16 protein-coding genes, 1 pseudogene and 1 riboswitch are annotated in these 14,343 nt (G+C 67.1%); of the genes and pseudogenes, 11 read left to right on the top strand and 6 right to left on the bottom strand.

Annotated features, from left to right (window positions below; all coding sequences use genetic code 11):
* Positions 1–5: 5 nt before the first annotated feature.
* Positions 6–1,085: a cobalamin biosynthesis protein CobW gene (gene cobW, locus A5892_RS11660; RefSeq protein ID WP_064122945.1), complete on the bottom strand. Its 1,080-nt coding sequence runs from the start codon at positions 1,083–1,085 to the stop codon at positions 6–8.
* Between the two features lie 121 nt (positions 1,086–1,206).
* Here cobW and A5892_RS11665 point away from each other — a divergent pair, with 121 nt between their 5' ends.
* Positions 1,207–2,511, top strand: a complete 1,305-nt coding sequence (locus A5892_RS11665; protein ID WP_223302642.1) for an MFS transporter — start codon at positions 1,207–1,209, stop codon at positions 2,509–2,511.
* On the opposite strand, the gene A5892_RS11670 is transcribed toward A5892_RS11665, so the two are convergent.
* The 4 genes from A5892_RS11670 to A5892_RS11685 are packed head-to-tail and all read right to left on the bottom strand — an operon-like array spanning position 2,508 to position 6,542.
* Positions 2,508–2,909, bottom strand: coding sequence for a cobalamin biosynthesis protein (locus A5892_RS11670; RefSeq protein ID WP_082890422.1), 402 nt, complete (start codon positions 2,907–2,909; stop codon positions 2,508–2,510). The genes A5892_RS11665 and A5892_RS11670 overlap by 4 nt on opposite strands.
* Complete coding sequence (locus A5892_RS11675) at positions 2,906–4,207, bottom strand: cobyrinate a,c-diamide synthase (protein WP_064122946.1); 1,302 nt, start codon at positions 4,205–4,207, stop codon at positions 2,906–2,908. The genes A5892_RS11670 and A5892_RS11675 overlap by 4 nt, the downstream gene beginning before the upstream one ends.
* Complete coding sequence (gene cobO / locus A5892_RS11680) at positions 4,207–4,815, bottom strand: cob(I)yrinic acid a,c-diamide adenosyltransferase (RefSeq protein ID WP_064122947.1); 609 nt, start codon at positions 4,813–4,815, stop codon at positions 4,207–4,209. The genes A5892_RS11675 and cobO overlap by 1 nt, the downstream gene beginning before the upstream one ends.
* Positions 4,812–6,542: an AAA family ATPase gene (locus tag A5892_RS11685; protein ID WP_064122948.1), complete on the bottom strand. Its 1,731-nt coding sequence runs from the start codon at positions 6,540–6,542 to the stop codon at positions 4,812–4,814. Before A5892_RS11685 ends, cobO begins: the two co-directional genes overlap by 4 nt.
* 177 nt (positions 6,543–6,719) lie before the next feature.
* A riboswitch (cobalamin riboswitch) is annotated at positions 6,720–6,928 on the bottom strand.
* Between the two features lie 91 nt (positions 6,929–7,019).
* On the opposite strand from A5892_RS11685, the gene cobT reads away from it, so the two are divergent.
* The 8 genes and pseudogenes from cobT (at position 7,020) to A5892_RS11725 (ending at position 12,875) form a co-directional block, all read left to right on the top strand.
* Complete coding sequence (gene cobT / locus A5892_RS11690) at positions 7,020–8,108, top strand: nicotinate-nucleotide--dimethylbenzimidazole phosphoribosyltransferase (RefSeq protein ID WP_064122949.1); 1,089 nt, start codon at positions 7,020–7,022, stop codon at positions 8,106–8,108.
* Positions 8,105–8,896, top strand: a complete 792-nt coding sequence (cobS, locus tag A5892_RS11695) for an adenosylcobinamide-GDP ribazoletransferase (RefSeq protein ID WP_064122950.1) — start codon at positions 8,105–8,107, stop codon at positions 8,894–8,896. Before cobT ends, cobS begins: the two co-directional genes overlap by 4 nt.
* A 10-nt stretch (positions 8,897–8,906) precedes the next feature.
* Positions 8,907–9,428 carry a bifunctional adenosylcobinamide kinase/adenosylcobinamide-phosphate guanylyltransferase gene (cobU, locus tag A5892_RS11700; protein ID WP_064122951.1) on the top strand — a complete coding sequence of 174 codons (522 nt, stop codon included), beginning with the start codon at positions 8,907–8,909 and terminating at the stop codon, positions 9,426–9,428.
* 7 nt (positions 9,429–9,435) lie between these two features.
* Positions 9,436–9,963 (top strand): annotated as a pseudogene (locus A5892_RS21025) (histidine phosphatase family protein); the annotation flags it as partial.
* A gap of 94 nt (positions 9,964–10,057) precedes the next feature.
* Complete coding sequence (cbiB, locus tag A5892_RS11710; RefSeq protein ID WP_064122953.1) at positions 10,058–10,990, top strand: adenosylcobinamide-phosphate synthase CbiB; 933 nt, start codon at positions 10,058–10,060, stop codon at positions 10,988–10,990.
* Between the two features lie 14 nt (positions 10,991–11,004).
* Positions 11,005–11,661, top strand: a complete 657-nt coding sequence (gene bluB, locus A5892_RS11715) for a 5,6-dimethylbenzimidazole synthase (protein ID WP_064122954.1) — start codon at positions 11,005–11,007, stop codon at positions 11,659–11,661.
* A gap of 99 nt (positions 11,662–11,760) precedes the next feature.
* Positions 11,761–12,279 (top strand): hypothetical protein, encoded by a 519-nt coding sequence (locus A5892_RS11720; RefSeq protein ID WP_064122955.1) that lies wholly within the window; start codon positions 11,761–11,763, stop codon positions 12,277–12,279.
* A 92-nt stretch (positions 12,280–12,371) separates the two neighbouring features.
* A complete protein-coding gene (locus A5892_RS11725; protein ID WP_064122956.1) occupies positions 12,372–12,875 on the top strand; it encodes a GNAT family N-acetyltransferase in 504 nt (167 codons plus the stop codon).
* Positions 12,876–12,877: 2 nt separating this feature from the next.
* On the opposite strand, the gene A5892_RS11730 is transcribed toward A5892_RS11725, so the two are convergent.
* On the bottom strand, positions 12,878–13,570 hold the full coding sequence (locus A5892_RS11730; RefSeq protein ID WP_064122957.1) for a class I SAM-dependent methyltransferase: 693 nt from the start codon (positions 13,568–13,570) through the stop codon (positions 12,878–12,880).
* Positions 13,571–13,782: 212 nt separating this feature from the next.
* Between A5892_RS11730 and A5892_RS11735 the strand changes: the two genes are divergently transcribed.
* Positions 13,783–14,010, top strand: coding sequence for a DUF1737 domain-containing protein (locus tag A5892_RS11735; RefSeq protein WP_064122958.1), 228 nt, complete (start codon positions 13,783–13,785; stop codon positions 14,008–14,010).
* A 111-nt stretch (positions 14,011–14,121) separates the two neighbouring features.
* Positions 14,122–14,313: a YaiA family protein gene (locus A5892_RS11740; protein WP_064122959.1), complete on the top strand. Its 192-nt coding sequence runs from the start codon at positions 14,122–14,124 to the stop codon at positions 14,311–14,313.
* The last annotated feature ends 30 nt before the right edge of the window (positions 14,314–14,343 follow it).

Consider the following 14,343-nt stretch of genomic DNA (forward strand, 5'->3'; position numbering starts at 1 on the left):
CCTCGTCAGGCCGTGGCGGGGGCGAGGTGGCGCTCGATCGCCTCGCGGTCGAGTTCGCGACCGATCACCACCAGCCGGGTGGCTCGCTGCTCCTGCTCGCGCCAGGGGCGATCGAAGTGACGCTGCAGGCGAGCGCCGACGGCATGGATGACCTGGCGCATTGGCTTGCCGGTGTCGACGAAGCCTTTGACCCGGTAGATCGCATGCGCACCGATCAGCTCGGCGAGCAGCGACTCAAGCCGCTCGGAGTCCACCCGGCCGAGCTCGATCACCAGCCCGTCGAAGTCGTCGTGGGCGTGATGGTGGTCATGGCCCTCGGCGTGATGGTGATCGTGGTGGGTATGAAGCCGATCGATCCGCGCCTCTGCTTCGAGCCCGAGTCCGGTGATCGTCTTGGGGTCGCACTCACCGTGGGCGAGGAACAGCGTCTTGACGCTGGCCGGCAGACGCGCGGCGAGGCTATCGGCCACGCGCGCGCGCGCGGGCTCGTCGAGCAGGTCGCTCTTGCTCACCACCACCAGATCGGCCGCACCGAGCTGGTCGTCGAGCAGCTCGGCGAGGGTCGGGTCGTGGTCGAGGCTTTCGTCCGCCAGGCGCTGGGCCTCGACCCGCTGCTCGGAGTCGGCCATGCGACCGGCGGCGAAGGCGGGCCCATCGACCACCGTGATCACCGCATCGACGGTGCACGAGCGCTTGATCTCGGGCCAGTTGAAGGCCTGTACCAATGGCTTGGGCAGCGCCAGCCCGGAGGTCTCGATCAGGATATGGTCGATCTCGTCGCGACGCTCGACCAGCTCGAGCATCACCGGCAGAAACTCTTCCTCGACGGTACAACAGATGCAGCCGTTGGCGAGTTCGTAGATTCCACCGCGACCCGCTTGCTCCTCGGCGGCGCAGTTCTCCACCGCGCAGCCGCGCAGCAGCTCGGCGTCGACGTCCAGTTCACCGAACTCATTGACGATCACCGCGATGCGCTTGCCCTGGGCGCGCTTGAGCAGCCCGGAGAGCAGGGTGGTCTTGCCGCTGCCGAGAAAGCCGGTGACCACGGTGGCGGGAATCTTGGCGAGGTTGGGGGTATGGGGCATGAGGCTATCCTTGGCGAGTGAATTGATTGGGCGCTGCCGACCGGCGTATGGTTAACCCAAATTTAACTATGTCGGTGAGCGACCGCTGTTGCCGCTGGCGCCGCTGATGAGAGGAGCTCCCTTGTCGCCCGCTTCGCGCTCCAAGCGCCGTGGTTCCAAACTTCCAGCCGCTTCTCCCTCTCTCGAGGCACAAACCGAGCGACGGCTCGAAGACGAATTCGGCGCGCTGGTCGAGCCGCGCTACATCGAACGTGGCACCCGCGCCTACCGGAGCACCATGCTGGCGCTGTTCTCCGCCGGCTTCGCCACCTTTGCGCTGCTCTACTGCGTGCAGCCGCTGATGCCGGTGCTGTCGGACGCCTTCGCCATCGATGCGGCGCGTTCGAGCCTGGTGCTTTCGGTCTCCACCGCGACCCTGGCGCTGGGCCTGCTGGTCACCGGGCCGATCTCGGACGCGGTGGGGCGCAAGCAGGTGATGTCGGTGTCGCTGCTCGCCGCTGCGCTGTTCACCCTGCTCGGCGCGCTGATGCCGAGCTGGGGCGGGGTACTGGCGATGCGTGCGCTGGTCGGGCTGTCGCTTGCCGGACTCGCCGCGGTGGCGATGACCTACCTGGGCGAGGAGGTTTCGCCGCGCGCCCTCGGGGTGTCGATGGGGCTCTACATCGGCGGCAACGCGATCGGTGGGATGAGCGGGCGGCTGATCAGCGGCGTGCTGGTCGATTTCATCTCCTGGCGCGCCACCCTGATGGTGCTCGGTGCGGTGTCGCTGGTCAGCGCACTCGCCTTCATCCGCATGCTGCCTCCTTCGCGCAACTTCTCTCCCCGCCGTCTCGATCCGCGCACCCTGCAGGATGGCTTCGTCCGTCACTTCCGCGACCCTGGGCTGCCGTGGCTGTTCCTCCAGTCGTTTCTGCTGATGGGCGGCTTCGTCACCCTGTTCAACTACCTCGGTTACCGCCTGCTCGGCGCGCCCTACGGCTATAGCCAGAGCGTGGTCGGGCTGATCTCGGTGGTCTATCTCTCCGGCATCTACAGCTCCGCCTGGGGCGGGGCGCTGGCCGACCGGCTCGGCCGGCCTAGGGTGTTCTGGTGGTTCGTTGCCCTGATGCTGGCGGGGCTTGCGCTCACACTGTCGACGCCGATCGTGGTGGTGTTCGCCGGTGTGCTGCTGTTCACCTTCGGCTTCTTCGCCGCTCATTCCACCGCCTCCAGCTGGGTAGGCAAGCGCGCACCGGTAGCGCGCGCCCAGGCGTCCTCACTCTATCTGTTCAACTACTACCTCGGCTCTTCGCTCGCCGGCACCAGCGGTGGCTTCTTCTGGCATCTCGCCGGATGGCCGGGCGTGGCCGGTTTCATCGCAGCGCTCTTGCTGGTCGCCTTGCTGGTCGCTTGGTTCAAGCTGCACGCGCTGCGCGAAGGCGTTTAGCCGCGCGCTTCGGCGATCGCCACCGTGGCTGCCTGGGAGCGCAGCGTCGCAAGCCGCAGCGCCGGGGGCTCCACGCCATGCTCTGACAGTGAGGCCAGTGCCGCCGCCTCGGCGACGCTCGGGCTGCCGAACAGCCGCGAGGCGAGGGGCGAATGCTGGCGCACCCCGGGGGTCGCGGCCAGCCGCTCGGCCGGCCAGAGTTCGACCGTCCAGCCGAAGCGCGATGCCAGCGCCTCGAGCTGGCTCGCCCCACGCTTGGCTTCGATGCTCGCAAGCCAGCTGACCGCTTTCGGCGCCAGGCCTGCCTCGCCGAGCCCGGCTTCGACCAGACGCACCAGTTCGCCGATTTCGCAGTGACGTCGAAAGCCGACGCCTAGGGCATAGCGCATGCTGGTCATGACGGGGCGAACAGCGTGCCGATCGCCTGCGGATTGGAGGCGAAGTAAAGATGCAAGTAGCTCGCGGTTAGCCGCCCTTGGCGGTAGATCGCCTCGCCCGGCGCTGGATGGCTCGGGCGAATGCCGTGGGCGATCGGTGCCGGCATGTCGTAGCTGCGCGAGCGATGGTGGGCATGACCGCGGATTTCGCCCTCGGGCAGCGCTGCGCTCTGCATGCCTTGGCAGCCGGAGCGGTCGCGCATCTCGCCTCGTCCAGGCAGTACTCCGGCCATCCGGTGCGTTCGCCCGTCGAGATCGCGCAGGCTGTCGAGCAGGTAGAGCATCCCGCCGCACTCGGCGAGGATCGGCTTGTCCTCGGCATGGAAGGCGCGCAGCGCCGCCGCCATCGGCGTATTGGCCGCCAGACGCTCGGCGTGCAGTTCGGGGTAGCCGCCGGGCAGCCACAGCGCCTCGGCCTCGGGGGGGGCAGTGTCGACGAGCGGTGAGAAGAACGAAAGCCGAGCGCCCATCGCTTCGAGCAAGCGCAGGTTGGCTGGATAGACGAAGCTGAACGCTTGGTCGCGAGCGATCGCGATGCGGACCCCTTCGAGCATGCGCGGCGCCGGTGGCAGCGTCTCTGGCGCGGGGAAGGCGATCGGCGCGGGCAGCTCGGCGAGGCGGCCATCAACCAGCGCGCTCGCCGCTGCGATGATGATCCGTTCGAGGTCGGGCTGCTCGTCCGGCGGTACAAGGCCCAGATGTCGGCCTGGTAGCGCCAGCGCTTGATCGCGCGGCAGCGCGGCGAGCAGCGGCGTCTCGGGCGGCAGCGCCTGCTCGATCAGCGCGCGATGGCGCTCGCTGCCGAGCTGGTTGGCGACGACTCCGGCGAGCTTAAGCTCCGGGCGATAGTGGGCGAGGCCATGGGCGATGGCGGCGACACTCTGGGCCATGCCGCGCGCGTTGATCACCGCCACCACTGGAATGCCCAGCGCGATCGCGAGGTCCGCGCTCGAGGGCGAGCCGTCGAAAAGCCCCATCGCGCCCTCGATCAGGATCAGGTCTGCGCTGGCGGCCGCCAGGTGCAGCGCTTCTCGACAGCGTGCCTCGCCGGTCATCCATAGATCCAGCGGTTCGACCGGGGTGCCGGCGGCGCGCTCGAGAATCAAAGGATCCAGATAGTCGGGGCCGGTCTTGAATATCCGCACCCGGCGTCCGCGCTCGCGATGCAGCCGCGCCAGCGCAGCGGTCACCGTGGTCTTGCCTTGGCCCGAGGCGAATGCCGAGATGAACAGCGCTGGGCAGTGGGGCGCTTTACTCATCAGTACTCGATCCCCGGCTGGGCCTTGACCCCGAGGCGGAACGCATGGCGCTCGTCGGCGACCGCGCTGATGGTGTCGGCGATCTCGGTCAGTGCGTTGGCCATGGTGCGGCCGGTGATGATCACGTTCTGCTCGCGCGGGCGCCCGCTAAGTGCGGCCGCGACCCGCTGAGCATCGAGATGGCCGTACTTGAGCATGTAGGAGAGTTCGTCGAACACCAGGATCTGGTAGCCCGGATCGACCAGCATCCGTTCGGCGAGCTCCCAGGCCGCCTCGGCGGCTTCCCGGTCGCGGGCCAGGTCCTGGGTCTCCCAGCTGAAGCCGTGGCCCATGACGTGGAAATCGACCCGCGGATGGTCACGGAAGAACAGATGCTCTCCGGTTTCGCGTCGTCCCTTGATGAACTGGATCACTCCGCCGCGCTGGCCGTGGCCGAGCGCGCGGGCGAGGGTACCGAAGGCGGAGCTGCTCTTGCCCTTGCCATTGCCCTTGAGCAGGATGAGCACGCCTCTGCTCTCTTGGGCGCGGGCGATGCGCTCGTCGACCACCCGTTTCTTCGCCGCCATCCTGGTCCGGTGGGCCTGTTGAACCGATTGGTCGTCGCTCATCGCCTTGCTCCTCGATCGTCGCGGCCTTCATCGAGCCTTTGGTAGTCGCCGCCGAGCACTTCGGCGAGCGATCTGGCGCGGCCGAGAAGCACCCGGCCGCGCTCGCTGTCGATCACCCGCAGACGACCTGGCCAACGGCGTTGGTTGGAGAAGTCCTCGCGGCAGCGTCCGTCGCCGATCAGCCAGGTGTCGAGCGCGACATCCGGCAGGCGGCGGCGTCGCTGGTCGAGCATCCGCCGCCCCTCGGCGAGCGCATCGCACAGCGGGGTGCCCCCCCTGGCTTGCCGCCGTGCGAGGCGCTCGGCGAGATCGCCCGGCGCGCGGCGAGCGTCGCAGATCCAATCAAGGCGCCCGGCGCCGAAGCCGAGCAGGGCGAAGCGCTGACGAAAGCGGCGGCTGCGTCGCGCGATCCCAAGTACCAAACCTGCGGCGGCATCGAGCGCGCGATGAGAGAGCGTCGAGGCGGAGAGATCGAGCAGCACCAGGGTCTGCCCCGGCGTCCGCGCGGCGGGCGCATGGCGGGCCAGGGCGCGCAGCGGCCCCGGCCCGCGATTGGCCGCCATACTTAAGGTGGTGAACCAGTCGACCGGCCCGCGCGCAGAGGCAGCAGCGGTTCGCTTCGCGCCGCGGTAGGAATGCGGTCGCGATGGCGCGGTGGGCGCAGGCAAGCGGGTATCGCGTCGCTCTGGCTGGGGATGACGCTGTGCGCTACAGCCTTCGCCATCGCCGCGCGGCGCGGCGCGCGTTCCCGGGTCGTGCCCTGCGCCGGAGGGGAGCAGCGAGCTTGCGCTTCTTCCGCCGCCCGGCACGGGGGTGGAGGGCGGTGTCGAAGCCGGTGGTGGTGCGGCGGTGGCGTCGAGACGGTGGTCGAGCACCAGCGGCTCGACCGCATCGATATCCTCCACGGCGACCTCGAGACGATGGGAAAGCGCCGCCTGGGCGCGTGCGGCGCGTTGCCAGGCGATGTCGGCGCGCAGCCCGTCGACCTGGGCCGCGATGCAGCGCTCGGCGATCAGCCGCTCGAGCTTGGCTGCGATGGCGACATCGGGCAGCCTCTCCCGTGCCTCGAGCAGGCGCTGCCTGAGCGCGCGAGTGGCATCGGCGTGGCGGGCGATGAAGGCTTCGGGGTCGGCCTCGAAGGCGAGGCGGGCGCGGACGATGTCGATCCGTGCCTCGACCCCGGTGTACGCCTCCATGGCCACCGACAGCCCGAAACGGTCGCAGAGCTGCGGGCGCAGCGCGCCTTCTTCGGGGTTCATCGTTCCGATCAAAACGAAGCGCGAGGAGTGGGCGTGGCTCAGCCCGTCGCGTTCGACTCGGTTGACGTTCGAGGCGGCGACGTCGAGGAGCAGATCGACCAGCGCGTCGTCGAGCAGGTTGACCTCGTCGATGTAGAGCACGCCGCCGTCGGCGGCGGCGAATAGCCCGGGCTGGAAGGCCAGCGCGCGGTCGCGCAGCGCGCGCTCGAGATCGAGCGAACCGGTCAGCCGCTCCGCGCTGGCACCGAGCGGCAGGTCGACGAAGCGGGCAGTGGAGGAGGGCAGCAGGTCGGCGAGCCCGCGGGCGAGGGTCGACTTGGCCACCCCGCGCGGGCCCTGGATCAGCACACCACCGAGACGCGGTTCCACGGTGGCGAGCAGCAGGGCGCGTTTGAGCATCTCCTGGCCGACTACCGCGACGAACGGAAAGCCAGGTGTTGGTTCGGCTGGGGCGGTGGCAGCGCTCATCGGACATTGCTCGCGATCGGCCCGGCGCGCAAAGCGACGGTTGGGTGATCGCTCCGGCATGGCGGGAGGGGCGAAAGGCGGGCGGCGAGTGGCTACGAGCGCACGGCGATTCGCCGTGCGCTCGTAGCGAGGAATGCTTCTCGGCGCGCCGCGCATCGTCCCGTGCGCATGGCAGAGCGTGGTTATCGTCCCAAGGCCGGTCTCCGGGCTGACGAGGTGGTGAGATGGCTCACCCGCGCCATGCGCCTTCCCGTCGGCCTTGACGCTCGACAGTGGCTTCGCATGGAGCACTCGATCACCGTTGCGGGGACAGCAGCGAATTCACATCGCTTTCCCGATTATCCTCGCGAGCTTGCAGGCGAGGCACCTTGGATCGGACCTATCCTAGGGTGGCGCATCCGAGCGCGTCAATCGAGCTTGAGCTGACCGGGCGCGATTGCTATGTTCATCCGCCTTTCTCCACCCCGGGCACGCCCAATGACCTGCGAGCTTTCGTCCTCCGCCATTTCCGCCTCCTTGGTCGCTGCGCTGGCGGCGCGGCTGCCCGCTGCCCGGTTCGAGGCGATCCAGGCCCGCATCGACGCCAAGACCAAGCCGCTCGGCGCGCTCGGCGCGCTCGAGGAGCTGGCCCAGCGGCTGGTGGCGCTGGCCGAGCTGCGCGGTGTCACCACCGCCGAGCGGCTGGCCGCGCCGAGGATGCTGGTGTTCGCGGCCGACCACGGTATCGCAAGCGAGGGGGTATCGATCACTTCGAGTGCCGTGACCAGGCAGATGGTCGGCAACTTCCTGGCCGGGGGCGCCTCGGTCAACGTCTTCTGCCGGCAGGTCGGAATGGCGCTCGAGGTGGTCGACTGCGGCATCCTCGCTGCGCTGCCGGCCAGTGAGGGCTTGGTCGAGCGGCGGCTCGGCGATGGTACCCAGGCGCTGCACCAAGCGGCGGCGATGACCCGTGAGCAGGCCTTGCTCGGGCTCGACAACGGCCGGCGGCTGGCGCTGGAGCGAGCCGAGCGGGGCATGGACCTGCTCGGCGTCGGCGAGATGGGGATCGGCAACACCACTGCCGCTGCCGCGTTGATGGCGGCGCTGACGGGGTTCTCCGTCGACGCCTGCGTCGGACGCGGTACCGGGGTCGATCTTGGTACCCTGCTGCGCAAGAAGCAGTTGGTGATCCGTGCATTGGCGCTGCACCAGGGGCCGGCGGGAGGTGATCCGCTCGAGCTGGCGGCGCGCCTTGGGGGCTTCGAGATAGTCACCATGGCGGGAGCGCTGATCGGTGCCGCCGAAAGCGCGGTGCCGGTGCTGCTCGATGGTTTCGTCTCCTGTGTCGCGGCTCTCCTGGCCTGTGCGCTGGTGCCGGCGGTGCGAGACTACCTGCTGTTCGCCCACTGCTCGAGCGAGAAGGGCCACGCTCTGCTGCTCGAGTGGCTCGAAGCCAAGCCGTTGATGCAGCTTGGCTTGCGTATCGGCGAGGGGGCGGGGGGCGCGCTTGCGCTGCCGCTTTTGCGCGCGGCGCTGTCTTTTTATGATCAGATGGCCAGCTTCGAGGAAGCGGGCGTCAAGGTATGAACCGCGCTGGAGTTCGCCGCCGCGCCGCTGTGGAGGCGCGCCTGTTCGGCCTTGCGGTCGGCTTCCTCACCCGGCTGCCGGTGCCAGGCGGGCGGGCCGATGAGGGCCAGATGGCTAGCTGCCGTCGCTACTTCGGCTTGGTGGGCCTGCTTCTAGGGCTGCTTGCTACGCTTTTTTATACCGTTATCTCGAATGTTTTACCAATCTGGGTGGCAGCGACGGCGACCTTGACCCTGTTGATCATCCTCACCGGGGGGTTGCATGAGGATGGGCTTGCCGATACCGCCGATGGCATCGGTGGGGGATGGACCGCTGAGCGTCGCCTCGAGATCATGAAGGACTCGCGCCTCGGCAGCTACGGGGCGCTGGCGCTGATCTGCGCTTTCGCGCTGCGTCTTGGGCTGCTGGTCACGCTGGCGGCCGAGCCGGGGGCGATCGCCGCCGGCTTGATCCTCGGCGCCTCGCTGAGCCGAATAGCGGCCACCTCGATGATCTCGCTGCTGCCCTATGCACGCCTCGAGCAAAGCAAAGTGGTCGCGCTCAGCGCAGCGCAATCGCGCTTCGATCTCTGCCTGCTCATCGGGAGCGGAGTACTCTTTGCGCTGTTGTTGAGCGGCTTCTTCTCGACCTTGCTACTGCTGTTGGCGCTGGCCGCGCTGCTCGCGCTGCTGCGGCAGTGGTTCAAGCGCCGCATCGGCGGTTTCACCGGCGATACCCTGGGGGCCACCCAGCAGGGCGCCGAAATCCTCATCTACCTGGTGCTGGCGATACGGCTCGGCGGCACCTGAAGGAGTCACTATGCTCGAACTGGTGCTCGGCGGGATGCGCTCCGGCAAGAGCCTGCACGCGGAGCGGCTGGCCGCCTCGAGTGGACTGGAAGTCCACTACATCGCCACTGCGCAAGCGGGGGACGACGAGATGCGCGCGCGTATCGCACAGCACCGCAGCCGCCGCCCGTCCGGCTGGCGGCTGCATGAGTCCCCGCTGGCGCTGGCCGAGACGATCGAGCGCGAAGCCAGACAAACGCGGCTGCTGCTGGTCGATTGCCTCACCCTATGGGTGAGCAACCAGCTGATGGAGGCGCCGGAACAGCTCGAGGAGCGCAGCGCCGCGCTGGTCGCGGCGCTCGCCGCTGCACCGGGGCGAATCGTGGTGGTATCCAACGAGGTGGGGCAAGGGGGCGTGCCAATGAACGCGCTGGCTCGTCGATTCGTCGACCTGAGCGGTGTCCTCCACCAGCGGATCGCCGAGCGGGCAGAGCGTGTCTGGTGGGTGGTGGCGGGGCTACCGCAGTGTCTCAAGGGGCGCCCGGATGCATAGCCACGAGATGGTGATCGACTGCCTGAGACACGGCGCCTGCGAGGGGGTTTCGAGTCTGCGCGGTCGCACCGATGTGGCGCTCAGCCCGCAGGGGCGGGTCGCGTTCGAGCGGGCGGCGCTTCGCTTGCGGCCTCCCGATCGTCTGGTGAGCTCGCCGCTGAAGCGCTGCCGCGAGAGCGCCGAGCAGCTGTCGCAGCGCTGGGCGCTGCCGTTGGAGATCGATCAGGAGCTCGAGGAGATCGACTTCGGCGCCTGGGACGGGGTGCCGCTCGAACGCATCGCCCGTGATCACCCCGAAGAGCTGGCTGCGTTCTGGGCCGACCCCAATGCGGCGCCTCCGCCGGGAGGAGAGCCGATGGCCGCGTTTCGCGCTCGCATCGAGCGCGCCTGGCAGCGCTTGGTTTCTCCGTGCTGCGAGCGGGTGGTGGTGATCACCCATGCCGGTGTGATCAAGGGGTGGCTCGTGGCGCACCTGGGGCTGCCCGGACTCGACGCCGCGCGGCTGGCGACGCTGGGACTCGACTACGCCGGGCTTGTGCGCTTCCGGGTCGGTGTGGATCACGCACCCCCCATCGACGGTGGGTCAGGCTCGAGCACTTCGGCGCCCCTCAAGGCGTGGAGGAGGGACAATGACCACCCTGGCGGCGCTGCTGCTTGGCTGTCTGCTCGACCGCTTGTGCGGCGAACCGCTGCGCTGGCATCCGCTGATCGGCCTGGGTCGTTGGATCGGCCTGGTCGAGGCGCGCGCGCATGGCGAGCGCCATGCGCGTGCCAGGGGCCTGCTTGCCTGGGTGCTGGTGGTGGCGGGCCCTGTGGCGGTGGCGGTAGTGCTCCAGGGCGTGCTGAATGGAACGCTGCTCTATGTGCTGGTGGCGGCGCTGGTGGTCTATCTGTCGATCGGTTGGCACAGCCTGATCGAGCATGCCGGCCAAGTGGCCGAGCCGCTGCGCCATGGCGAACTCGATCAGGCGCGTGGGGCGCTCGCGATGATCGTTAGTCGCGACACCGCCGAACTCGACGAGACCGGCATCGCTACCGCAGCTACCGAGTCAGTGCTCGAGAACGGCAGCGATGCGATCTACGCGGCGCTTTTCTGGTTCGCACTCCTGGGGTTGCCGGGCGTGGTGCTGTATCGCTGCGCCAATACTCTGGACGCGATGTGGGGCTACAAGAATCCTCGCTACCGCCAGTTTGGCTGGGCCGCCGCACGAATCGATGACCTGCTCAACTGGATTCCGGCGCGTCTCACCGTATTCGCCTATGCCTGTGCGAGCGGCAGTGCGAGCGCCGCACGGCTCGCCCTCGACTGCGCCTGGCGCCAGGGGCGTCGCTGGAAGAGCCCGAATGCGGGGCCGGTGATGGCGGCGGGCGCGGGCGCGCTCGGGCTGCTTCTAGGTGGGCCGAGCCGCTATCACGGCGTGCTTCAGGAGCGCGGCGACCTTGGCCAAGGTCGCACCGCCAAAGCCGCCGACATCCTGCGCGCGTGCCGTCTGATCGATCGCGCGCTGATCTTTTGGCTGGTGCTGCTCAGCGCCGTATTGCTGTTCGCCAGAGCTTACTGACCAGGAGAATGCCGATGGAGTTTGGTTTCGACCCAGCCGAACGTCGCGGTGTGTACCGAGCGATCGAGGAGCGGCGCGATATGCGTCACTTTCTTTCCACACCGATCGATGAAGCGGTGCTGACACGGCTGATCAATGCGGCCCATCTCGCGCCCAGCGTCGGCTACATGCAGCCTTGGCGTTTCGTGAGGGTCCGCGATGCCCAGCGCCGCGCCGCGCTGGCGGCGCTGGTCGACCGCGAGCGTGAGGCGACCGCCGAGGCGCTTGGCGAACGCGGTGCCGAGTTCATGCGGCTCAAGGTCGAAGGCATCAGAGAGTGCGCCGAGGTGCTGGTGGTCGCGCTCGGGTCCGGTCGCGAGCGCTACGTATTCGGCCGGCGCACGCTGCCGCAGATGGATCTCGCGTCTGCCAGCTGCGCGATTCAGAACCTTTGGCTTGCCGCGCGCGCAGAGGGGCTCGGCATGGGCTGGGTATCGCTGTTCGAGCCGTGCGCCGTGCGTGATGTGATCCAGGCTCCTGCGGGAGTCGAGCCGATCGCGATCCTCTGCCTTGGCCATGTCGAGCGCTTCTATCCCGGGCCGATGCTCGAGCTCGAGGGATGGGACCGACGTCGTCCGCTGGATGAAGTGGTGATGGAGGATCGTTGGGACGAAATCGACGCGAGTCGGTGAGAATCGAAATAGTTGTCTATATTGGCTTGGGTATTGAAACGCCGCTGGAATGCGGCGCCGTCATAGCCGTGGAGATCACGGATCACGCAGGAGGATGTGATGCTCAAACCAACCAAAACGATTCTCGCCGCCGCCATGGCAGGTTCCCTGGCTGTACTCGCGGGCTGCTCCAGCAGTGCGCCCGAGGTGCAGGATCCAAACGCGCAGGCGATTGGACAGATCGAGCCCGCGGCTTACGAGAACACCTCGGTCGGCTATACGCTGACCTATCCGAAGAGCTGGGGCACCCAGGTCCAGCCGGAGGATACCTTGGAATGGAACGGCAGGCCGTTGCCGGCCGAAAACGTGGTGGTGTTCAATTACCAGCCACAGCAGGCGAATGCCCAACCCGAGCCGCTGCTGGTGCTCGCAGTGTACAGTCGCGACCAGCTCGAGAAGCTGGTCACCGAAGTGGGTGGGGACTTCGTCCAGCCGATCGTGCTGGGCACCAAGGACGACAAGGTGCTTACCGCCTATCAGCGCGGCGCCAATCCATATCCTCCGGCGTCCACCGCTGGGCAGCAGTTCGCCGCGAGGCTGCTCACCCCCGAGCAGCTGCAGAGCGCGATCAGCTGGTAGCGCGACAGGTAGTCTTGTCGTGACGATGCCCCGCCTCGGCGGGGCATCGCTGTTTTTGGCTCTAGCGACAAACCAGCAAGAGGGGGAATGGGATGAATCATGCACGGTGGCAGGTGGCGTCCTTCAACGAGTTGAGCGCCGAACGGCTCTACGCGCTGCTGCGACTGCGCGCCGAGGTGTTCGTGGTCGAGCAGGCCTGTGCATTCCTCGACCTCGATGGACTCGACACCGAGCCGGATACACTGCACCTGATGGGATTCGACCAGCACGGCGAGCTGGCGCGCTACGCCCGCTTGCTCGGCCCGCAGGGATGCGGCGGCGGCAATGGAGAAGTAGCGATCGGCCGCGTCGTCTGCGCTCGAGCGGCGCGAGGAAATGGCCAAGGGCACGGACTAATCGCCCGCGCGATGGAGGAGATGGCCGAGCGCTGGCCGGGGAGGGTGATCAAGCTCTCGGCTCAAGCGCATCTGCAGGGGTTCTATGCTGGCCACGGCTTCGTAGTCGAGGGGGAAACCTATCTCGAGGATGGAATCCCTCACGTCGAGATGCGCCGCCCGCCATCCGGCGGGGCACCAGTGCGTGTCAACACGCCCTAGCGTCAGTCGTTGGGCAGCTGAACCAGGGTGAAAAGGCCGAACGGCGGAATCGGTGTGCGGGTCGCGGTGCGCAGATCCTCTTCCGAGAGGATCGACTCCATCGCGAAGTCCGGGTGCCAGCCCAGTTTGCGCGACGCCGGCGCAAGCGCTCTCTCGGCCAGCAGCCGCGCACCTTTCTCGGCCTGGAAGTGATTGACCATCAAAAGCCAACCGCCGGGTTTGACCACCCTGCGCATCTCGCTGATCAGTCGATCCGGATTGGGCACCACAGACGCTACGAACATCGCGACGGCGATGTCGAACGACCTGGAGTCGAAGCCGGTCTCCTCGGCGTTGAGTTCGAGCAGCGCATCGACATTGGTGATGCCATGCTCGGTGACCCGTGCACGGGCCTTGGCGAGCATTTCAGGAGAGAGATCGATACCGGTGATGCACTTGCTTTGCGCATAGTGGGGAAGTGCGAGGCCGGTGCCCACGCCCACCTCGAGCACCCGCTTCCCGGGAAGGGCATTGACCGCCTCGACCGCGCGGCGCCGGCCAGGACCCGAAACCCCGCCGAAGACCCGGTCGTAAACCCCGGCCCAGCGCTTGTAGGCAGAGATGATGGAAGCGTTGTCGAGCGCGGAATGCGGCGCATGTCGAGCGGGTTTGGAATTGGAATAGTCGATCTTCTTCGAATTTCGCATATCGTCCATGTCATCATCTGGTCAGAAAGGGCGAGAGCGGAGGGCGAAGTGGCAGCGCAGCCCCTGACGCCTTGGCGTAGACTACTAGGTTAACAGCTGGTGGATATAAAATCGGGGATTTTCCTTGTTGCTTGCACACTCGTCACGGCTGCAAAAGAGGGTTGGACGAGCCTCCCGCTTCCGAAGTAACCCAGCCACCTATTTTTTCCAGGAGTAGCACAATGGCTAGCGAATCCGAGAGATCGAATGAACAGAGGCTCGATTACATGCTTCTCACCTCGGTCAACAAAGACGAATTGAACCGTAAAGTCAGTCAGGCCCTGCGCGACGGATACAAACTGCATGGCTCGCCGGTGATCAATCTGTCGAACAACAAGAACATCTATTTCGCCCAAGCAGTGATATGGACGAACTCATCAGACCCTTTTCATCAAGAACCGAATTTTTGAGGCTGTCCATAGGGTATCGGTCGTACCCTTTCGGCGGCATTCGCACCAGTGTCTATACTCCTCTCTGAGAGGTATCGGAAGCCGCAGAACTCAGGTGAAAGGAGGTCTACCATGCCAGACAATCCCGGTTACCCACGCGAGGCCAAGATCGTCGAAGTGACGAAGGGTGACTCATCGCAGGGGGTGGTGAGCTTCGAGCTACGCGGTGTCACCCCTGATGCCGGCCTGCTTCTGAGCGAGCATCCTTCGATGGAGGATGCGCTCGAGGCGAAGCGGCGCTACGAGGACGAGTCATTGGAATAGTCGTGCGGTGTGGTCGATTGCCATGCCGGA

Origin of the sequence: Halotalea alkalilenta (assembly GCF_001648175.1) — a bacterium.
Lineage (GTDB): Bacteria > Pseudomonadota > Gammaproteobacteria > Pseudomonadales > Halomonadaceae > Halotalea > Halotalea alkalilenta_A.